Origin of the sequence: Cohnella sp. LGH (assembly GCF_017671885.1) — a bacterium.
Taxonomy (GTDB): Bacteria; Bacillota; Bacilli; order Paenibacillales; family Paenibacillaceae; genus Cohnella; species Cohnella phaseoli.
The window spans coordinates 2,410,448-2,429,793 of sequence record NZ_CP072117.1; the positions used below are offsets into that span (position 1 = coordinate 2,410,448).

The 19,346-nt window shown below is 55.7% G+C and carries 20 protein-coding genes; 18 read left to right on the top strand and 2 right to left on the bottom strand.

Going from position 1 to position 19,346, the window contains the following annotated elements; translation table 11 throughout:
* Nucleotides 1-8 precede the first annotated feature (8 nt).
* From J4772_RS09670 to J4772_RS09680, 3 genes are all read left to right on the top strand, one after another.
* Nucleotides 9-680 (top strand): SOS response-associated peptidase, encoded by a 672-nt coding sequence (locus J4772_RS09670; protein WP_116058771.1) that lies wholly within the window; start codon nucleotides 9-11, stop codon nucleotides 678-680.
* A 15-nt stretch (nucleotides 681-695) separates the two neighbouring features.
* Nucleotides 696-1,310, top strand: a complete 615-nt coding sequence (gene wrbA / locus J4772_RS09675; protein WP_116058931.1) for an NAD(P)H:quinone oxidoreductase — start codon at nucleotides 696-698, stop codon at nucleotides 1,308-1,310.
* Between the two features lie 167 nt (nucleotides 1,311-1,477).
* A complete protein-coding gene (locus J4772_RS09680) occupies nucleotides 1,478-2,062 on the top strand; it encodes a thymidine kinase (protein ID WP_116058772.1) in 585 nt (194 codons plus the stop codon).
* 78 nt (nucleotides 2,063-2,140) lie between these two features.
* Here J4772_RS09680 and J4772_RS09685 read toward each other — a convergent pair whose 3' ends face one another.
* On the bottom strand, nucleotides 2,141-3,241 hold the full coding sequence (locus J4772_RS09685; protein ID WP_209075067.1) for an ATP-binding protein: 1,101 nt from the start codon (nucleotides 3,239-3,241) through the stop codon (nucleotides 2,141-2,143).
* Nucleotides 3,242-3,493: 252 nt separating this feature from the next.
* Between J4772_RS09685 and J4772_RS09690 the strand changes: the two genes are divergently transcribed.
* The 8 genes from J4772_RS09690 to J4772_RS09725 all read left to right on the top strand — a co-directional run bounded on the left by J4772_RS09690 (nucleotide 3,494) and on the right by J4772_RS09725 (nucleotide 11,648).
* The gene (locus J4772_RS09690; protein WP_209075068.1) at nucleotides 3,494-4,297 is read left to right on the top strand and encodes an alpha/beta hydrolase; all 804 of its coding nucleotides are present in this window, start codon (nucleotides 3,494-3,496) and stop codon (nucleotides 4,295-4,297) included.
* A gap of 60 nt (nucleotides 4,298-4,357) precedes the next feature.
* Nucleotides 4,358-5,791: a sensor histidine kinase gene (locus J4772_RS09695; RefSeq protein WP_209075069.1), complete on the top strand. Its 1,434-nt coding sequence runs from the start codon at nucleotides 4,358-4,360 to the stop codon at nucleotides 5,789-5,791.
* A 97-nt stretch (nucleotides 5,792-5,888) separates the two neighbouring features.
* A complete protein-coding gene (locus J4772_RS09700; protein WP_209075070.1) occupies nucleotides 5,889-6,548 on the top strand; it encodes a response regulator transcription factor in 660 nt (219 codons plus the stop codon).
* A 285-nt stretch (nucleotides 6,549-6,833) separates the two neighbouring features.
* Nucleotides 6,834-7,553: a YwaF family protein gene (locus tag J4772_RS09705; RefSeq protein ID WP_209075071.1), complete on the top strand. Its 720-nt coding sequence runs from the start codon at nucleotides 6,834-6,836 to the stop codon at nucleotides 7,551-7,553.
* A gap of 13 nt (nucleotides 7,554-7,566) precedes the next feature.
* On the top strand, nucleotides 7,567-9,168 hold the full coding sequence (locus tag J4772_RS09710; protein ID WP_209075072.1) for a DUF2339 domain-containing protein: 1,602 nt from the start codon (nucleotides 7,567-7,569) through the stop codon (nucleotides 9,166-9,168).
* A gap of 74 nt (nucleotides 9,169-9,242) precedes the next feature.
* Nucleotides 9,243-10,022, top strand: a complete 780-nt coding sequence (locus J4772_RS09715; RefSeq protein WP_116058779.1) for a formate/nitrite transporter family protein — start codon at nucleotides 9,243-9,245, stop codon at nucleotides 10,020-10,022.
* 24 nt (nucleotides 10,023-10,046) lie between these two features.
* On the top strand, nucleotides 10,047-10,976 hold the full coding sequence (locus J4772_RS09720) for an L-lactate dehydrogenase (RefSeq protein WP_371822841.1): 930 nt from the start codon (nucleotides 10,047-10,049) through the stop codon (nucleotides 10,974-10,976).
* Nucleotides 10,977-10,991: 15 nt separating this feature from the next.
* Nucleotides 10,992-11,648 (top strand): SGNH/GDSL hydrolase family protein, encoded by a 657-nt coding sequence (locus tag J4772_RS09725; protein WP_209075073.1) that lies wholly within the window; start codon nucleotides 10,992-10,994, stop codon nucleotides 11,646-11,648.
* Nucleotides 11,649-11,888: 240 nt separating this feature from the next.
* Here J4772_RS09725 and J4772_RS09730 read toward each other — a convergent pair whose 3' ends face one another.
* Complete coding sequence (locus J4772_RS09730; protein ID WP_209075074.1) at nucleotides 11,889-12,197, bottom strand: hypothetical protein; 309 nt, start codon at nucleotides 12,195-12,197, stop codon at nucleotides 11,889-11,891.
* 102 nt (nucleotides 12,198-12,299) lie between these two features.
* Between J4772_RS09730 and J4772_RS09735 the strand changes: the two genes are divergently transcribed.
* The 7 genes from J4772_RS09735 (at nucleotide 12,300) to uxuA (ending at nucleotide 19,311) form a co-directional block, all read left to right on the top strand.
* Nucleotides 12,300-13,226: an AEC family transporter gene (locus tag J4772_RS09735; RefSeq protein WP_209077076.1), complete on the top strand. Its 927-nt coding sequence runs from the start codon at nucleotides 12,300-12,302 to the stop codon at nucleotides 13,224-13,226.
* 277 nt (nucleotides 13,227-13,503) lie between these two features.
* Nucleotides 13,504-14,643, top strand: coding sequence for a Gfo/Idh/MocA family protein (locus J4772_RS09740; protein ID WP_209075075.1), 1,140 nt, complete (start codon nucleotides 13,504-13,506; stop codon nucleotides 14,641-14,643).
* Nucleotides 14,640-15,713, top strand: a complete 1,074-nt coding sequence (locus tag J4772_RS09745) for a Gfo/Idh/MocA family protein (RefSeq protein ID WP_209075076.1) — start codon at nucleotides 14,640-14,642, stop codon at nucleotides 15,711-15,713. The genes J4772_RS09740 and J4772_RS09745 overlap by 4 nt, the downstream gene beginning before the upstream one ends.
* 25 nt (nucleotides 15,714-15,738) lie before the next feature.
* Nucleotides 15,739-16,611 (top strand): sugar phosphate isomerase/epimerase family protein, encoded by an 873-nt coding sequence (locus J4772_RS09750; RefSeq protein ID WP_116058934.1) that lies wholly within the window; start codon nucleotides 15,739-15,741, stop codon nucleotides 16,609-16,611.
* Nucleotides 16,604-17,467 (top strand): helix-turn-helix transcriptional regulator, encoded by an 864-nt coding sequence (locus tag J4772_RS09755; RefSeq protein WP_116058784.1) that lies wholly within the window; start codon nucleotides 16,604-16,606, stop codon nucleotides 17,465-17,467. Before J4772_RS09750 ends, J4772_RS09755 begins: the two co-directional genes overlap by 8 nt.
* Nucleotides 17,454-18,221 (top strand): SDR family oxidoreductase, encoded by a 768-nt coding sequence (locus J4772_RS09760; protein WP_209075077.1) that lies wholly within the window; start codon nucleotides 17,454-17,456, stop codon nucleotides 18,219-18,221. The genes J4772_RS09755 and J4772_RS09760 overlap by 14 nt, the downstream gene beginning before the upstream one ends.
* A gap of 31 nt (nucleotides 18,222-18,252) precedes the next feature.
* Nucleotides 18,253-19,311, top strand: a complete 1,059-nt coding sequence (gene uxuA, locus J4772_RS09765) for a mannonate dehydratase (protein WP_209075078.1) — start codon at nucleotides 18,253-18,255, stop codon at nucleotides 19,309-19,311.
* Nucleotides 19,312-19,346 lie beyond the last annotated feature (35 nt).

A 19,346-nucleotide genomic window follows, 5' to 3' on the forward strand; every position in this document is an offset into this window, starting at 1 on the left:
ATGGGCTGATGCACATGTGTAACCGATATTCGCTTACGGCGGAGCTTGCGGATTTAACGGAGCGATTTCGCATCGACAGAGTTCACGTGCCTTACTTGATGCGGTACAATATTGCTCCGACGCAGCAAATTCCGATCATTCAACAGATCGGAGAAGAACGCTGCCTCAATCAGCAGCGCTGGGGGTTAATGCCGTACTGGGGCAAAAATTCGATCAACGCCAACGTCGATACGCTGACCGACAGACGATATTTGCGCAATATGCTGACGAAGAAGCGGTGCGTCGTGCCATGCAGCGGGTTTTACATTTGGAAAATCGAAGGGAAGACGAAAAGCGCGTGGCGCGTCGTGCACCGGACGAAGCCGACATTCGCCATGCCCGGCATATTCGACGTCTGGCTCGATTCGGAGCGGAACGAGTATCCGATGTGTACGGTGATTACGCGCGGCAACGCCTTCGGCACGAATCACCCGCTGCCGCTCGTGTTGGACGAGGAGGCGATAGAGCTATGGCTGAATCCGAAGGAGACCAGAACGGAAGTGCTGCAGGCGACGCTTTGCTCGCTGGAGGATGCCGATTTCCGAATCTACCCGGTGACGCCGTATGTCGAGAATAGGGCCTGGGAAACGCCGGACTGCATCGCAGAAGTGCCGCCATCGCTGGCGCTTACTAAAATATAAGGAGAGATGATGGCTCTGTCAGACGTCAAATTAGCGGTGATCTACTATAGCTCGACCGGAACAAACTATCAGCTGTCGCAATGGGCCGTGGAAGGCGCGAAGCAGGCCGGGGCGGAGACGAAGCTGCTGAAGGTTCCCGAGCTTGCCCCCGAGGCGGCGATCAACGCGAACCCGGCATGGAAGGCTCATATGGACGCGACCCGGGACGTTCCGACCGTCTCGACCGGCGATCTGGAATGGGCGGACGCTTATATTTTCTCGGTGCCGACCCGTTTCGGGAATATGGCTTCGCAAATGAAGCAGTTTTTCGATACGCTCGGCGGGCTGTGGTTTAACGGCAAACTGGCGAACAAGGTCGTCAGCGCCATGTCCAGCGCCAGCAATTATCATGGCGGACAGGAAGCGACGATTCTGTCGCTGTATACGTCGATTCACCATTGGGGAGGCATTATCGCCGCCCCGGGGTATACCGATCCGGTTATTTTCGCCTCCGGCGGCAATCCGTACGGCACGAGCGTCACGGTCGACCAGTCCGGCAAAATGCTCGAGGATGTACGTCCGGCGGCGATTCACCAAGGCAAGCGCACGGCGACGGTGGCCGGCTGGATGAAGAAGGGCATGCAGGGCTAGTGCAACGACGTTAAGGAGATATCGCAAGGGACGCTCTCGACCATCAAGCGGATGGCGCGGGCAGTCCCTTGTTTTCATTTTCGCCGGAAGGGGTATTGCCGCTACTGTATCCGTGCTATCTGTTGTATAATGTTTGCTGTCTATAACTTGATTGCGGAGGTAGCGCATTGGCTCAGTTGTACTTCAAATACGGCACGATGAACAGCGGCAAGTCGTTCGAAATTATTAAGGTCGCGCACAATTATGAGGAGCAAGGCAAGCCGGTCTTGATCTTTACGCCCGTCATCGATACGCGCAACGGGACCGACAAGGTCGGGACGAGAGCGGGTTTTACGCGCCCCGCCATTCCCGTATACGAGGACACGAATCTGTACGACGCCGTCAAGGCTCAGCTTGACGAATCGGGCCGCTATTACTGCGTGCTCGTCGACGAGGCGCAATGGCTGAACAAACGACATATTATCGAGCTGACCCGAATCGTCGACGAGTTGGACGTGCCGGTGATGGCTTTCGGATTAAAGAACGATTTTCAGAACCAGCTGTTCGAAGGCAGCTACAATTTGCTCGTGTACGCCGATAAGATCGAGGAGATCAAGACGATCTGCTGGTACTGCGACCGCAAAGCGACGATGGTCATTCGCTTCAAGGACGGCATCCCGGTCAACGAGGGAGAGCAGATCCAAGTCGGAGGCAACGAGGACTACAAGCCGGTGTGCCGCCGGTGCTATAATGAAGCTTTTAAGCGGAAATGAAAAGAGCCGACGGCGAGGGGCAGAGCAGATGCCCGCTTGCCGTCGGCTTATTGACGAATCGGGGAAGAGCCAAGGAAGCTAAGCGCCCGAGTCGAAGTTTGTTGTCCGGTCGAGTTGAGCGATCGCTTGACGATCCTGCTTGCAAGGCAGTCTTATCCTCACCTGAGTTCCTTCTCCTACCTTGCTTTTAATGGTTATGCTGCCGCCGTGGTTCTCGATGATCTTGAAGCTGATCATCATGCCCAGCCCGTTTCCTTTCTCTTTGGAGGTAAAGAAAAGCTGTCCGATCTTCTCCAATTGGTCGTCCGGAATTCCGTTCCCCCGATCGCTCACGACCAATTCAACCTCGTTTCCCGACAGCTGCAAATCGATGTGCACTTCTCCCCCTTCAGGCATGGAGTCGATCGCGTTTTTGACGAGATTGATCGTGACCTGCTTGATCTGGTTTTCGTCGCAATCTATATAGATCGACGGCTGGGAACAGGTAAACCGGATGCGCACATTGCTCATGATCGCCTGGGATTCCATCAGCGTCGTTACGTCCGTCAGCAGCTGTTTAAGATCCTTGGATTCCATTTTGGCTTCCTGCGGTTTGGCCAGCACGAGCAGCTCGGTCAAGATCAGTTCAATGCGGTGGAATTCCGAGAAAACGATATCGTAATAATGATCCTTAACCCCGTCGGACCTCATTAATTGCAAAAAACCTTTGACAGCCGTTAACGGATTGCGGATTTCGTGGGCGACGCCGGCGGCCATCTGGCCGACCAACGATAGTTTGTCCGAATTGTGCAGCAGCAGCTCGGTCTTTTTTCTGTCCGTAATATCTTGAATTTGAGCAATGTAAAACAAGGTATTCGTCGTTTCGCTGATCACCTTCGATACATGCAGCGATACCCAAATCGCACGGCCGTCTTTATGGACATAACGTTTCTCCAGCTTAATAATATTTATTCTGCCTGCGGCCAGATTTCCGAAATATTCCTCGCTCAGCCCAAGATCTTCAGAAAACGTAATGTCGTAAAAGGTAAGCCTCATAAACTCGGTTTCCGAGTAGCCTAAAATCTCGCACAGCGATCGATTTACGCGCAGCCAGTGTCCGGAATCAGATACGAGCGCCATTCCAATTGGGGCATGGTTAAATGCTGTTGAAAAAAACAAGGTATCATTCGACTTCAACAATTAGGGCACCTCCAAGATGAATGTATGCTTTGTACTTATCTAGTTCTATAGTCCGATATAGAAACCTTCCTGAGAGAAAGTTAATTTCAACGGCGGATTTGCATCGATCCAGGGTCGAAAGCGAGCATTCGCGCAGCCGGAGACCTAAAAAAAACACAAGCAGTATTAAAGCGATTCCATTGTGTTGGTTGTTGGATTGTCCGGGAGCCATTAGAATAAGAGAGAATAGAAGACAATCAGGGGGAACCGCGAATGAGTACGGAGAGAGAATGGATTCAATTATGGACCGAGAACGCCCCGGGAGCGCAGGGCGGCGGAGACGAGGACATTCCGGCGCTACAAGCCTATCCGGTGCAGGAGAAGGGAAGAGGGGCGGTCATCGTCGTTCCCGGAGGAGGATACGGCATGCGTGCCGACCATGAAGGAAAGCCGATCGCCCTGTGGTTGAACGATGTAGGGATTCCCGCATTCGTGCTGCGCTACCGGGTTGCTCCGTATCGCCATCCGAGCCCGCTAACCGACGTGCAAAGGGCAATCCGCTATGTGCGACACCATGCCGGGCAATGGGGGATCAATCCGGCCAGAATCGCCGTGCTCGGATTTTCGGCGGGCGGTCATTTGACCGCATCGGCAGGGACGCTTTACGATAGCGGCAATCCGGATGCGACCGACCCGATTGATCGCGAGAGCTGCAGACCGGATGCATTCATCCCTTGTTATCCGGTCATTACGATGAAGCTTCCTCACGTACATGAAGGCTCCCGACTGAATCTGCTCGGCGATAATCCCGATGAGGCTCTGGTGGAATCGCTTAGCTGCGAGACGCAGGTTACGCCGGACACGCCTCCCGCTTTCATCTGGCACACAGCGGACGATGAAGTCGTTCCGGTCGAAAATGCGCTGCTGCTTGCCGGAGCGCTGAGCCGGAATAAAGTGCCTTACGAGCTGCATGTCTATGAATCGGGAAGACACGGACTGGGGCTTTCCGAGGGAGACCCGCACGTGGCGACGTGGACGGAGTTGTGCGGCACTTGGCTGACTAAGCGAGGCTGGTAACGGACGTTGTCAAGAGCTCGGCGACGCCGCAGCCAATCGCGATAAGATAGGAGCTTTGACATGTTATTCGTCTGGATCGCGTTATGGGCGGTTGCGCTGATTTTGCTGCTCGCAGACCCGCGTTCCGCCATAAATCGCAGGCTGAGCGCGGTCGCCTTATGCGGAGGAGCGGGAGCTCTTGCGGCGACGCTCTCGGAAACTTTTATCCCGTATATTCACGAGAATCGTCCACATGCCGGTCTGGAGAATACGCTGTACTCCGTGCAGGCGGCCGCTTCTTTGACCTCCTATTACGGTTTGCCGTATTTTTTTCTGTTGTTCGCTTTGGCCTATCGACCCGTCCGACTGCAGGGAGCATTGCGTTGGAGCATCCCGCTGCTTATGCTGCTGCCTGTCGCGTATTGTCTCGCTTTCACACCGCCATACAATGAAGTTCGACCGATCTCCCATTCGCTCGTTGTCTGGTGGGCCGTGCCTTATTTTCTGCTTGCAGCCGTGATCGTCCTGTTCAAAAAAACAGGTTATCGTTCGCTGTCCCACACGCATTGGACCATCTGTCTGGCGGTGCTGCCCACTGTCCTGATGTCGATGGTGATGAGCTACGTGCTTCCGAGTCTGGGCATGCTGCGGATGTGGCGATATAACGTGTGGTTCGTAGGGATTGGCGTCGCGGTGTTTCTGATCGGGCTGTTTACTTACGGCTTTCTCGGGATGAGGCTGCTCGTCGACAGGCGGCGGCTCGATTCCACGCTGCGGGCGGTTACCTCCGGGACGGCGATTCTTCACCATGCGATCAAGAACGATGTCGGGAAAATGCGGCTTTTTACCGAGAAAATGAAGAGCTACGCAGAGTCGACGAATCAGCCGGAATTAGTGGAGGATCTTGGGGTCGTGCAGGCGGCTTCGAGCCATATCCAAGAGATGATCTCCCGAGTGCATCGGCGTACGGAGGATCTGGAGATTCGGCCGCAGGACGTCAATCTGGACGAGCTTGTTCGCGAGACGATTAAGCCGCTCGTTCCGCGTCTTGGGAAGGTTCAATTGGAGCTTGATCTGGCGGACGGCTGGAGTTGCCGGGTCGATCCGGCGCAGACGAGCGAGGCGCTTGGCAACGTCGTCTCCAATGCGCTGGAAGCGATGAACGGGCGAGGCGTGCTGGTTGTAGCGTTGAAGGAAGGCAAGCGGGAGCTGACGCTTGAGGTGCGCGACTCGGGGCCGGGGATGAGCAGAGCCCAGGCGGTGCGTGCGCTGGAGCCGTTTTATACGACGAAGGGCGGAATGGGCGGATTCGGGTTAGGATTGCCTTACGCCTATCATGTCGTGCGCAAGCACGGAGGAGCGCTTCATCTTCGCAGTAAGGCGGGCGAGGGAACGAGCGTGTATATGGTCTTTCCGAAGAAGCGCGTTCAGGCGGTTAAAGCTTCTGCTGCATCTTCGCTTTCGTCGTCTTCGTCGGTATCCCGTTCGATCAGGGAGTTTCGGGAGGAAGGCTAACCGCTCCGGGATGGGCTTAGTTATCCCTTACGCTCAGATGTAGTGCGGATGTAAGGATTGTAGGTTGAGAAAAATGACGATGAGGAGGCGCGGGGGCATGGACGCGATTAAAGTGGGAATTGTGGAGGATGACAAAGATTGGCTTCGAAGTCTGCGTGCCTATCTGGAGAAACAACCCGACATCGAAGTCGTATTTGCCTCGGACGATAAGGTCGCGACGAGGGAGGCGCTTGCTTCCGGCCGGCTGGAAGTGGACGTCGTGCTGATGGACATTATGCTTCATGGGGAGCCGGAGGGCGTACAGTTGGCGGAGGAAGTGACTGCGGCTACCGGAGCGCGGGTCGTCATGCTCACCTCTATGGAAGAGAAGGAGCTGATTTTCCGCTCCTTCCAGGCGGGAGCGATCGACTATCAGATTAAGAGCGATTTTGAGGCGCTACCGAATGCCGTCCGCGCCGCTGCTCGGCGCGAAGCTCCCATCAGCCCGGCGGCTGCGGAACGAATGCGCGAGGAATTCCGCAGATTGAAGCAGCTTGAACGGGAATTCGAAAAGAAAAAGCTGCAGGATATGATCACTCCCTCCGAGCTGGAATTGCTGAAGCTGATCGACAAGGGCTACACCCAAACCGAGATTGCCAACAGGCTCGTTCTGTCAATTCGAACGATCAAAAACCACGTCAACCACATCCTGAAAAAGCTCGGCTCCAAAGGATCAAAGGAGGCCGCTCGCGAGGCTAAGGAGAAGGGTTTGTTTTAACTCGCCCGCCCGTTCCTTCTCCTAGTAGCGCGTACGTGCTTGATGTCTCCAATCCGTTTGCTTCCCCCACAATAGAACCGCCACACGTGCTTAATGCCGCCAACTCTCCCGTTTCCCGAACTATAGAACCGCCACACGAGCTTAATGCTGCCAGCTTACCATTAGTTTGCGACAAGGTACCAAACAAAGTTGGTACTTTTTTTTGCGTGTGGATTTTCTAGAATGAAGTTGTAACAACTAACACACAATTTCCAAATAAACCCTTCGGAAATGAGGATGGCGAATATGGCTGCAATGGTTTTCGAACCTTACACGGCGGGGCACGCACTGGGGCTCGCGATGGCGGCGGCGATCATTGGCGGCATAATACTGTTCCGCAAACGGCTGAACACTCCCCGTACGAACCGCGGCGCCAGATATGCTCTTGTCGCGATCCTGATTGGCTGCGAGCTGGCGCTGCAAGCATGGTACTGGGTTACGCACAATTGGGGCCTGCATTCCTTGCCCCTCCAGTTGTGCAGCGTCATGATGTGGCTGTCGGCGATCGTGCTGCTCACGCGAAGTCGCAAGCTGTACGAGGTGACGTTTTTTATCGGCATTCTCGGCGCGCTGCAAGCGCTGCTGACGCCCAATCTGGATGCAGGATATCCGGAGTTCCGCTTTTTTCATTTCTTCATCGCCCACGGCGCGATTATCGGAGCTAGCGTGTTCCTGACCGCGATCGAAGGCTATCGCCCGACAATAGCATCGGTATTCCGGGCGCTCGGCTGGCTTCACGTCATCGCGATTCCCGCCGCTATCGCCAACGCGCTGACGGGAGAAAACTTTATGTTTCTTGCCCGTAAGCCCAGCACGCCTTCTTTGCTCGATCTGCTCGCGCCATGGCCGTGGTACTTGCTGCAACTTGAACTCGTTGCGCTCGCGTTATGTTTTCTCATGCTGGGCGTCGTAAGGCTTATCGATCGTTTGCTCCAAATCCGCGCCGACAAGGCGACCCAATCCTAGGAGGCTGATGAAGATGGATATGCTCCTTCGCAAGCACTGGACTTCCCTGCTCGGCGTGCTGTTTGTATTGGCCGCATTCATAACGCTCTTCAAATATTCCATAGAGCAAGGCTGGATTACCGACGGCATGAAGATTGCCGCAGGCTTGCTCAGCGGCGCAGGTCTGTGCATCGCCGGACAGGCGATGACCGGACGCGGATCCAAATGGGCTTCGGGGGTACAAATCGCCATCGGCTTGGGCGCCTGTTTGCTCTATGCGACGTTCGCGTTCGCCGGCGTTTACTATCGGCTATGGAACCCGATGACCGTTCTCATCGGGATGACCGCGGTCACGGCTGGCGTCTCGTTCTATGCCTACCGCTTCGATTCGCGGCTGTTGATGAACATCGCCCTGGCCGGCGGCCTGCTCTCTCCGCTGATGATGCAGCCGGCAACGGACCAGGTGTTTACCCTGTTTCTCTATTTGTTCGTATTGAACTCGGCCTTCTTCTTCCTGAGCATTGCCAAAGGGTGGAGCGAGCTGCGCATAGGCGCATTTGTCGGTACATGGATCATCTATGCGGCGTATTACGTACACTTCGATCCGCCTACAGACGGGCTGTGGAGCATGCCTCTTCGCTACGCAGTCGCCGCCTTCGTCTTTTACCTGGTTGGTTTGCTGGTCGCTTCGTGGCGGAACAATCGCTGCTTCGACGGCTGGAACCTGTATATGACTTTGGCTAACGGGGTATTGTTCGGTACATGGTCGATCTTCATTCTGAATGGGGAGCTTCATTACGCATACGTGTTGTCGCTGATCGGGTTATGCTATCTTGTCTCAGGCGCCATCGTGCTCCAGCTCACGCGGCGTTACCAATCGGCATCCGCCAGTCAATTGATCGGAGGAGGGGCGTTGCTGCTGCTTGCATTCTCCAATCTCGGAAGCGGCATGGACGCTAAGCCAATCGTTAACGTGTTTTTCTGGGGCGGTATCGCGGCAGCGCTGGCAATGCTGGGACATCGTAAAAAATACGGAGTCGCGAGTTTGGCGGCAATCGCGGTCTGGACCGTCGTCGGCGTCTACTGGTTTCTCGTGACCTGGGATGCGCCAAGAGGAGACTGGTTCGGCACATTCATTCCTTTTCTGAATTGGGGAGCGCTGTCCTGGGGGCTGCTTGCATTCGTCGGCTTCTACTTGTCCGTTACGGGAATTTGTTTCAGAATGACGAAGGAAACGACCTCGTTTCTGTCGAATTTGTTCGCAGTACTCTCTCATCTCATCGTAGGCGGCCTGTTGACCGTGCAGATCGAAAACGTATTTCTCGTCTACGCCGAGGATGCTCCGAACCGGTTGGTGCAGCTGTCGCTGAGCGTATCTTGGGGCGTTTATGCGCTGTTGCTCACTTTATGGGGCACCGTCACCCGCCAGCAGCTGTTCCGCATTTTCGGCGCCGTCGTATTGCTGCTCGTTGCCGGTAAGGCGATTTTCCTGGACCTGGAAGGGGAAGAGACGTTATACAAGTGCGCAGTGCTGCTTGTGCTGGGAGGCATCTCCTTCTTGATTACTTGGATTAACGGTAAGAAACGGGAGCAAAAAGGAGAGCCGGAATCCGTGCCTGCCGATCCGGAAATGTGAATCGTTTTACATTCCAAAGCGGCGAAAATATGGTATATTCTTTTTTATACGCAAGGCAACAGGAGGGAACATCTGTGGAAACAGAAGCGCTGCTCAAGGTAGAGCAATTGGCTCTCAAAAAATCCCGAGTTTACGAGCAGAGCCTGCTTCGTTACATCGCCCGTTCCATGCTGGCCAGTATGTTCATCGGTTTCGGCGTTATCGTCGCCTTTAAGACGGGGAGCTATTTTTACAACGTGGAATCCCCGTTTACCTACCCGATGGCGGCGATAACGTTCGGCTGCGCGATCATTCTGATTTCCTACGGCGGCGGCGATTTGTTTACGGGCAACACGTTCTACTACAGCTACGCGGCTCTGCGCCGCAAAATGACCTGGAAGAGGACGGTCAAGCTGTGGGGGCTCAGTTACTTTGGCAACATTCTCGGAGCGGCGGCGTTTGCATTGCTTATTTTTACGACAGGGCTGTTCGAGGAATCGTCGGTCAACGGATTTCTGCTCAGCGTCGTGGAGAAGAAGATGCACGCACCGGCAATGGAACTGTTTTTCCGCGCGATTCTGTGTAACTGGCTCGTCTGTCTGGCGTTTTTCGTGCCGATGTTCATGCAGTCGGACGGAGCGAAAATGTTCGCGATGATGCTGTTTGTCTTCTGCTTCTTCATCTCGGGCTACGAGCACAGCATTGCTAATATGTGTACGTTCGCGATCGCGCTTGTGCTGAACCATCCGGGGACGATTTCCTGGTACGGGGTGGCGCACAACCTGATCCCGGTCACGCTAGGGAATATGATAGGCGGGGGATTGCTGCTGGGCTACATGTATTACTACGTTAACAAACCTTATTTGGACAAATAGAGAAAATCGGAGGCTACACACAGTATGGCTGAAAACGGTATGGCTAAAAAGACAAGAGTGGTTATTATCGGAGCGGGAGCGGTCGGTTCGACGACGGCGTACACGCTGCTGTTAAGAAATCGGATGGATGAGCTCGTGCTGATCGACGCCAATCATAAGAAAGCCGTCGGGGATGCGCTCGATATGAATCACGGCATGCCGTTCCTCGGCGGAGCCAAGGTATGGGCAGGTACATATGAGGATTGCAGAGAAGCCGACGTTATTATCATTACAGCGGGAGCGGCGCAGCGCGAAGGAGAGACTCGCGTCGATCTGCTTAAGCGCAACGTCGCTATTTTCGATAGCATTGTTACGGAAGTGCTCAAGGTTAACTCTCACGGCATATTGCTGATTGCATCGAATCCGGTCGATATTATGAGTTATTTCTCTTGGAAAAAATCGCAGTGGCCGGTGAATCGGGTTATCGGTTCGGGTACTCTGCTCGACAGCGCCCGGTTCCGCTATTTGATCGGCGACAAGCTCGACATCGACCCTCGCAGCGTGCATGCGCACATCATCGGCGAGCACGGCGATTCCGAGCTTCCGCTCTGGAGTCTCGCGAACGTTGCCGGGGCGGAAGTGAAGTTGAACGAAGCCGAGCGGGAAGAAGTATTCGTTAATACGCGTGACGCGGCTTACCAGATCATTAGCGCCAAAGGGGCGACCTATTACGCGATCGCTCTCGCGCTTGATCGTATCTGTACCGCTATTTTGCGCGACGAAGGCGCCGTGCTGAACGTTTCGACGCTGTTGAACGATTATCACGGGGTATCCGACGTCTATCTGGGCGTTCCTTGCGTCGTGGATCGCTCCGGCGTGCGCGAAGTGATGGATATCCCGATTACCGCAGAAGAGAAAGAACTGCTTCACCGTTCAGCCGACAAGCTCAAAGGGCTGATCGAGTCGATCCAGTAAGGAGGACTAGCGGCGATGCAACTGCAAAAAGGACAGAAACTGCTGTTTATCGGAGATTCGATTACGGATTGCGAACGGGCCAGACCCGATGGGGAAGGGCTGTTCGGGGCGCTGGGCAAAGGTTATGTGTCCTTGGTCGACGCGTTCCTGCAGGCGGTATACCCGGAGCTTGGCATTCGCGTCGTCAATATGGGCTGCAGCGGGAACAACGTCGTCCATCTGGAGGAAAGATGGCAGGAGGACGTGCTGGATCGGAAGCCGGACTGGCTGTCGATCATGATCGGCACGAACGACGTTTGGCGGCAGTACGACATGCCGTTCATCAAGGAAAGCCACGTCTACCCGGATCGTTACGAAGCGACGCTGCGCGCTTTGGTAGAGCGGACGAAGCCGCACGTGAGCCAGCTTGTGCTGATGACGCCGTTTTATCTGGAGAGCAACAAGGAGGATGCGATGCGCAGCTCGATGGATCAGTACGGCGCGATCGTAAAGCAAGTGGCGGAGGAGACGTGCGCTCTGTTCGTTGACACGCAGCTTGCGTTCGACGCTGTACTGAAGGAGCTGTATGCGGCGACCCTGGCTTGGGATCGCGTTCATCCGACGCAAGCCGGTCATGTCGTGCTCGCCAGAGCGTTCCTGAACGCTGTCGGTTTTGATTGGAATAAGGGGTAAGAACATAAGTAATGGGCTGTCTTATAAGCAGAACTGCTTGAGATGGATCGATAGACAAAGTAAGGGGGATGTACCTTCTGTAGACTGCCTCATACGCTCCTGAAATCACCTTACCACGGGTTAGCCTATTCAGGTTTCAGGAGCGTATAGCATCGGAAGGAGGTACATCCCCCTTGCATCTTGTTCATCGATTATCTTTCACAGCAGTTTGAAGCGCTTATGGGACAGCCCATTTAAGGTTTATTCAGGGTTTAGCCCGAATCGCTCCAGGTGAAGGAAGAGCTTTTCTTTAATCAGAATTTCCTTCTGCTTCGCGCCCAGCAAGTCGAAATGCGGGAACATCGACCGGGCGTGGATATACTTCGGGTTTAAGCCGTTGTCGCGGCACCACTTGGCCAGCCGCTCATAATCGGCGTTGCCGACTTTAGTGACGGTACGAAATTGCGGGAACCTCGGATCGTACCAATAATGCGTTAGGAACGCGGTTTCCCCGCGGGAGACGGCGGCCTTCCACGCGTTCAATTCCGCCCTGACGATGCCGAAAGCCACTTCACTTCATCTCCTGTCCGTGTTAGATTAGTTTAATCATACTTTATCAAGCTGCCAATGGGAATTGGCGGTTTGGCAGCATGGAAAGGCAGACTCGGCACAGTGGACATTTTATTGCACATTTTATGGAACAATGTACTTCCTTTGTCGCTTGTCATCGGTTTGGGGATTACGCTGCACCGCATTTTTTCGCTCGATATCAAGACGCTGTCCAAATTGAACTTTTACTTGTTCTCGCCGGCGATCATGTTCGAGCTGCTGTACGGAACGGCCATCTCCATGCAGATGTTCGGACAGGTGCTGCTCTTCTTCGTGTTGTTTATGCTGCTGCAATACGCGGTGCTAGAGGTCGTTGTGAGGGTTCGCAAGTACAAGGGCGGCATGCGCGCGGCGATGAGAAACAGCGTCCTGTTCTACAACAGCGCCAATTACGGCATTCCGATCAATCAGCTTGCGTTCGCGGGCAATACGTACACGCTGTCGGTGCAGATTATTATCATGATGATGCAATCGCTCATTCCGAATACGTACGGCATCTACAGCGTTAATGCGCACAAAGCGGATTGGCGCGCCATTCGCAAAGTGATTTTGTCGATGCCGGTCATCTACGTCATCCCGTTGGCGTTGCTGCTGAGAGGGTTGCAAGTTCCGCTTCCCGGATTTGTGGACATCTCGGTCGGTTACTTGTCGGATGCCTTCATCGGCATGGCGCTATTTACTTTGGGGGTTCAGCTCGGCGATATGAAGGGTTTTCTGACCCGCAAGCTGGCGGCGGACGTCGGCATCGCCACAGGGCTGCGCCTGATCGCCGGACCGCTGTTGGCCTGGGGAGTCGTTACGATGATGGGGATCGACGAGATGATGGGCGCCGCGCTGATCGTCTCCTCGGCCGTCCCGACATCGCTGTCCAGCGTGCTGCTGGCCGTCGAGTTCGACAACGAGAAGGACTTTGCCTCGCAGAGCGTGCTCGTGTCCACGGCGCTCAGCATCGTTACGGTGACGGCGGTTATCTATTTGCTGCGGATATGAGATGTGTGGTTGCAATCCTTGTTGTGCCATATTTTGCTGATTATCTACTGGAGCGGCGCATGCCGCTCTTTTTTTGTCGTTTGCATGCCAAACAACCTGTCTGAACCCGGCAAAGCGATCCCATTCGAAATGCAATGGGCTTCACTTCATTCGTCTATCTAGTAGACTCACAGTTAAATCAGAAACCAATTTCAAGCCTAGGAGTGAAGTTCATTCACAGTCAACATGTTACAATGAACCAAGAAGGCGATTATAATCGGAATGGAGCGAATCTCTGTTGAGCACAGTGAGAATCGGTATAGTCGGTCTAGGGAACATGGGCAAGGGCCATGCGCAATATTTGATTGAAGGTCAAGTGAAAGGGGCGGTTCTAGCGGCGGTTAGCGATGTGCGCCCGGAAAGTCTGGAGCTGGCCAAGCAAACGTGGGGAGATCAGCTTCTAACGTATGCAAGCGCTTCAGAGATGTTCCGATCGGGAGAGATCGACGGCGCGCTGATCTGTACGCCGCATTACGACCACCCGAAGATGACGATCGAAGCGCTGGAGGCGGGACTGCACGTACTGGTGGAAAAGCCGGCAGGCGTCTACACGAAACAGGTACGGGAGATGAACGAGGTCGCGGCGAAGAGCGGCAAGGTGTTCGGCATTATGTACAATCAGCGCACCAATCCGCTGTATGCGAAGCTGAAGGAACTGATTTCGTCGGGTGAGCTGGGAGAGGTGCGCCGCACGAACTGGATTATTACGAACTGGTATCGTCCGCAAGCGTATTACAATTCCGGAGGCTGGCGAGCGACTTGGGCCGGCGAAGGCGGCGGCGTGCTGATCAACCAGGACCCTCACCAGCTCGACCTGTGGCAGTGGACGACCGGACTGATGCCGAAGCGCATTCGCGCGTTCTGCGGCTTCGGCAAGCATCGGAGCATCGAGGTGGAGAACGACGTGACGGCTTACGTCGAGTACGAAAACGGAGCGACAGGCGTATTCGTCACTTCGACGTACGAATGCCCGGGCACGAACCGCTTCGAGATTTCCGGCGATCGCGGCAAAATCGTCATCGAGAACGACCGGATGACGTTCTGGCGTCTCAGACAGCTCGAATCCGAGTTTAATCGGACGAATACGGAATCGTTCGCGCAGCCGGAATGCTGGCAGTTCGACATTCCGATCACGCCGGGAGGAGCGCAGCATAAGGAGATTACCCAGGATTGGACAAACGCGATTTTGCACGGCAAGCCGTTGCTCGCTCCGGGCGAAGAAGGCATTAAAGGGCTCACGATCTCGAATGCGATGCTGCTGTCTACATGGATCGATGACTGGGTGGAGCTGCCTATTAACGAGGATCTGTTTTACGAGAAGCTGCAGGAGCGGATCGCGTTATCGACGGTCTCCTCCGGACAAGGAGAATCCCGATGAGCAACGCTAACGGAATGAATTATGCGCCGCAAGGCAAGCCGCGTCCGGTCGTCACCGAAGGTGAGTTCGTCTTCGCGGCGATGGCGCTGAACCACGGCCACATCTACGGGATGTGCAACGGTCTGATCGAGGCGGGGGCGACGCTCAAATGGGTATACGATCCCGATCCGGACAAGGTCCGCCAATTCGTGGAGACCTACCCGCAAGCGAAGGTCGCCGACTCCGAGCAGCAGATTTTGCAGGACCCGGAGGTGGCGCTGATTGCGGCCGCGGCCATCGCTTGCGACAGGGGGCCGCTCGGCGTGAAAGCGATGGAGCACGGCAAAGATTATTTTACCGACAAAACGCCGTTCACGACGCTGGAGCAATTGGAGCTCGCGAAGCGGACGGCGACGAAGACGGGGCGGAAATACGCGGTGTACTACAGCGAACGGCTGCACGTGGAAAGCGCGGTGTTCGCGGGACAACTAATTGCGGACGGAGCGATCGGAAGGGTCGTGCAGGTGCTCGGGCTCGGACCGCACCGGCTGAACGCCGCCCAGAGGCCGGCATGGTTTTTTGAAAAAGCCAAGTACGGCGGTATTTTGTGCGATATCGGCAGCCATCAGATCGAGCAGTTTCTGCATTTTGCCGGCTGCGCGAACGCCGAAGTGCTGCACAGCAAGGTGGCGAACTACAACTGCAAGGCGTACCCCGAGCTTGAGGATTACGGAGATGCGACGCTCGTCGGGGATAACGGGGCGACGAACTATTTTCGCGTAGACTGGCTCACGCCTGACGGGTTGTCGACCTGGGGAGACGGCCGTACGGTCATTCTCGGTACAAACGGGTATATCGAGCTGCGCAAATATGTCGATATCGCCCGCAGCGGACAAGGGGATCATCTGTACCTGGTCAACGGCGAAGGCGAGACGCACATGGAGCTGGCGGGAAAAGTCGGCTTTCCGTTCTTCGGAGAGCTCATTCTGGACTGCATCAACCGGACGGAAAAAGCGATGACGCAGGCCCACGCCTTCAAAGCGGCTGAGCTGTGTCTGCTAGCCCAGGCGAAAGCGGTTAAAATCGAGTAGTCAGCGATAGGAGGACGTACGAATGATGAAGCTTTCTGTATTCACGGTGGCGACGCCGGAGCTTGGTCCGGAGGAACTAGCCGCGGCGGCCAAAGAAGCGGGACTGCACGGCGTGGAGTGGCGATATACGGAAGTGCCGGAGGAGGTGCGGGAGCAAGCGCCGTCCTTCTGGGGAAATAACCGCTGCACGATCTCTCCCTCGAAAGGCTTGGCCGAGGTCGATAGATTCAAGCAGGCGGCGCTATCGCACGGCCTTGAGGTTGTGAGCGTCACGCCGTATTTGCGCGCGGGCGATTTGCAGGCGACAGAGCGCGTATTGGAGGCGGCGCGCCACGCCGGAGCTTCGATGATCCGGCTGGGCGTTGCCGGATACGACCGCAGCAGGCCGCTCGACGAGCTGCTGGAGGAAGGGCGGGCCTACTTGCAAGAGGCGCAGCAATTATGCCGCAAGTATGGCGTAAAGGGAGTCGTGGAAATTCATCACGGCACGATTGCGGCTTCGGCTTCGGGAGCAAGGCGGCTGGTCGAAGGGCTGGATCCGCAGTGGGTCGGGGTGCTGCTGGATCCGGGCAATATGATTCACGAGGGCGTTGAGAATTATCGCATGGCTGTAGAGCTGCTCGGCCCTTATCTGGCGCACGTCCATGTCAAGAACGCCGGCTGGCGCCGCATCGAAACGAACGAAGCGGGAGAAGCGGTCTGGAAATGCGAGTGGGTCGGCTTGAAGGAAGGGGCCGTACCGTGGCGCCAAGTGCTGTCCGATCTGCTGGCGGCCGGTTATGACGGCTATTTGGGCGTCGAGGATTTCAGCGGACAGTTCGCCGAATCTCCGGCCATGCTCCGCCACTTCTCCGAATACATCGGAGGGCTGCTGCGGGAGCTGAGCCCGAATGTTTGATTTTTCTTACCGTTCGACAGGAGCGTTCGATCCGGTATTTCATTCGCATCCCTTTTACGAGGTGTATTACTTTCACGAAGGCAGATGCAATTACCTGATCGGAGACCGCATCTACAATCTGGCTCCCGGGGATCTCATTCTCATGTACGGAATGACGCTCCACTGTCCGAAAATCGATTCGTCCGTGCCTTACATTCGTTCTATCGTGCATTTCGACCCGGCGATCCTCCGGTTTTATACGGAGCTGCCACAGGCGGTCCCGATCCTGCAGCCGTTCGAGCAGTTCAAGAATTATCGGCTGTGCTTGCGGGGAACGGACAAGGAGGAGGCGGAGCGGATTCTGCTGCTCATGCGCGACCATCAAGCCCGGGGAGACCAGGTAGGCTCCAGCCGTCTGCTGCTGGCTTTCATCGATCTGCTGCACTTCGTCTATGATCGCTGCCAGACGCAGCTGAACGAGAAGAGAGAGCTGCCGTCCGACAAGGAGAAGACGGTGCAGGATATCGTAGCGTTGCTGGAGCGAAAGTATACGGACGACGAACTGGACATGGAGAGCCTGCAGCGGGAGCTTCATCTGAGCAAATCTTATTTGGCGAAAATATTCAAGGAAGTGACCGGAGCGACGATCTTCGAGTACGTGTACCGCAAGCGGATCAACGAAGCGAAAATTTTGTTTCTGCTGCAGCCGGAGCTGGCTGTGACGGAGGTCGGTTTTCGCCTCGGCTTTAAACATCTCGCGCACTTCAGCAGACTGTTTAAGCAGCAGGTCGGCGTGACGCCGGAGCGGTACAAGAGACAGCTTAAGGACGATCGTTCCGGGCTTCCGGCGACGGGGGTGCAGCATGAATCTGTTTGATTTAAACGGCAAAACGGCGGTAGTCATCGGCGGCTCTTCCACTCTTGGAGGCGAGATGTCCGAAGCGCTGGCGGCATACGGCGCCAAGGTGGCGCTAACGGGGCGCAAGGCGGATAACGCGGAGCCAATTCGCGAGCGTATCGCGGCGGCCGGCGGTCAGGCGCGCTGCTACGGGGTCGAAGCGACCTCCCGCAGCGATCTGGAGAAGCTGCTTGCCGAGGTGGAGGCGTGGACCGGAGGGGCGGATATATTGCTGAATTGCCCCGGCGTGAACAGCGCAACGCCGTTCTTCGACATTACGGAAGAGGAATGGGACCGCATAATCGACGTGAATGCCAAGAGCGTGATGATCGCCTGCCAGGTGTTCGGCAAGCATATGGTCGAACGGGGCCAAGGGGGCAGCATCATTAATTTGTCATCGGCTTCGTCCGTTACGCCGCTGTCACGAGTGTTCTCGTATTCGGCCTCCAAGGCTGCCGTCAACAATATGACGCAGTTTCTGGCGCGTGAATTGGCTCCTGCCGGCGTGCGAGTGAATGCGATCGTACCGGGCTTCTTCCCGGCCGTGCAGAATCGGGCGATTTTGTCGGAGGAAAGGATCGCTTCGATTATGGGACATACGCCGATGAAGCGCTTTGGCGAGCCGGCGGAGCTGCAGGGGGCTGTTGTGTATTTGGCGGCGGAGCGCGCGTCCGGCTTTGTGACCGGCTCGCTGCTGCGCGTTGACGGCGGTTTTGGTGCGATGACGATTTAACGTAGATGAGAATGGAGAGGGGAATTGTAAGATGCAAATGACATTTCGCTGGTATGGCGACGACGATCCGGTGAAGTTGTGGCAAATTCGGCAGATTCCCGGTGTGACCGGAATTGTAAGCGCGGTCTACGACATTCCGGTAGGCGAAGAATGGCCGCTGGAACTTATTTTGGAGCTGAAAAGAAAGATTGAAGCGGCGGGCCTGCAGCTGAGCGTTATCGAAAGCGTGCCCGTGCATGAGCATATCAAGCTGGGACTGCCCGGCAGGGACCGGCTGATCGAGAACTACAGACGCACATTGCGCAATCTCGGACAAGCCGGCATCGGTATCGTTTGCTACAACTTCATGCCGGTGTTCGATTGGACGCGTTCGCAGCTCGACTACGAGCTTGAGGACGGCTCGACCGCCCTCATATACGAGGAAGAAGTCGTGCGGCGAATGAATCCTCTAACCGGCGATCTGCAGCTTCCCGGCTGGGATAGCAGCTATCGCAAGGAGGATCTGCAGCTCCTGTTCGAGCAATATGCCTCGGTGGACGAGGAGAAGCTATGGGACAACCTTTCGTATTTCGTTAAGGCGATAATGCCTGCTGCCGAAGAAGCCGGAGTCCGCATGGCGATTCATCCGGACGATCCGCCCTGGCCGATCTTCGGTTTGCCGCGTATCATTACGGACGAAGCGGCATTGGACAGATTTTTGCGGCTGTACGACAGCCCCGTCAACGGGCTCTGCCTGTGCAGCGGTTCGCTTGGGGCGAATCCGGCGAACGATTTTCCGGCTATGGTACGGCGGTTCGGTCGGGAAAGCCGCGTTAACTTCGTTCATGCGCGCAATGTCAAGATTACGGGGGAGCGTTCGTTCGAGGAGTCGGCGCATCTGTCCTCGGCCGGATCGCTTGACATGGCGGAAATTATTCGCGCACTGCGGGATATCGACTACGCCGGGCCGATTCGTCCCGATCACGGCCGGATGATCTGGGGAGAGACGGGCAAACCGGGTTACGGTCTGTACGATCGGGCGCTTGGAGCGGTGTACTTGAACGGAATGTGGGAAGCGATCGGCAAGGAACGGGCGGCTGGACAGCAATAAAGAGCGGTTTCTTCGCGGCGGCGTCGGTGGTACAA

Excerpts from the sequence above, each read along its gene's own strand:
- J4772_RS09670 (WP_116058771.1), top strand. The coding sequence starts at position 9 with ATGCACATGTGTAACCGATATTCGCTTACGGCGGAGCTTGCGGATTTA.
- J4772_RS09690 (WP_209075068.1), top strand. The coding sequence starts at position 3,494 with ATGAGTACGGAGAGAGAATGGATTCAATTATGGACCGAGAACGCCCCG.
- J4772_RS09695 (WP_209075069.1), top strand. The coding sequence starts at position 4,358 with ATGTTATTCGTCTGGATCGCGTTATGGGCGGTTGCGCTGATTTTGCTG.
- J4772_RS09700 (WP_209075070.1), top strand. The coding sequence starts at position 5,889 with ATGGACGCGATTAAAGTGGGAATTGTGGAGGATGACAAAGATTGGCTT.
- J4772_RS09705 (WP_209075071.1), top strand. The coding sequence starts at position 6,834 with ATGGCTGCAATGGTTTTCGAACCTTACACGGCGGGGCACGCACTGGGG.
- J4772_RS09710 (WP_209075072.1), top strand. The coding sequence starts at position 7,567 with ATGGATATGCTCCTTCGCAAGCACTGGACTTCCCTGCTCGGCGTGCTG.
- J4772_RS09720 (WP_371822841.1), top strand. The coding sequence starts at position 10,047 with ATGGCTGAAAACGGTATGGCTAAAAAGACAAGAGTGGTTATTATCGGA.
- J4772_RS09725 (WP_209075073.1), top strand. The coding sequence starts at position 10,992 with ATGCAACTGCAAAAAGGACAGAAACTGCTGTTTATCGGAGATTCGATT.
- J4772_RS09745 (WP_209075076.1), top strand. The coding sequence starts at position 14,640 with ATGAGCAACGCTAACGGAATGAATTATGCGCCGCAAGGCAAGCCGCGT.
- J4772_RS09750 (WP_116058934.1), top strand. The coding sequence starts at position 15,739 with ATGAAGCTTTCTGTATTCACGGTGGCGACGCCGGAGCTTGGTCCGGAG.
- J4772_RS09755 (WP_116058784.1), top strand. The coding sequence starts at position 16,604 with ATGTTTGATTTTTCTTACCGTTCGACAGGAGCGTTCGATCCGGTATTT.
- J4772_RS09760 (WP_209075077.1), top strand. The coding sequence starts at position 17,454 with ATGAATCTGTTTGATTTAAACGGCAAAACGGCGGTAGTCATCGGCGGC.
- uxuA (WP_209075078.1), top strand. The coding sequence starts at position 18,253 with ATGCAAATGACATTTCGCTGGTATGGCGACGACGATCCGGTGAAGTTG.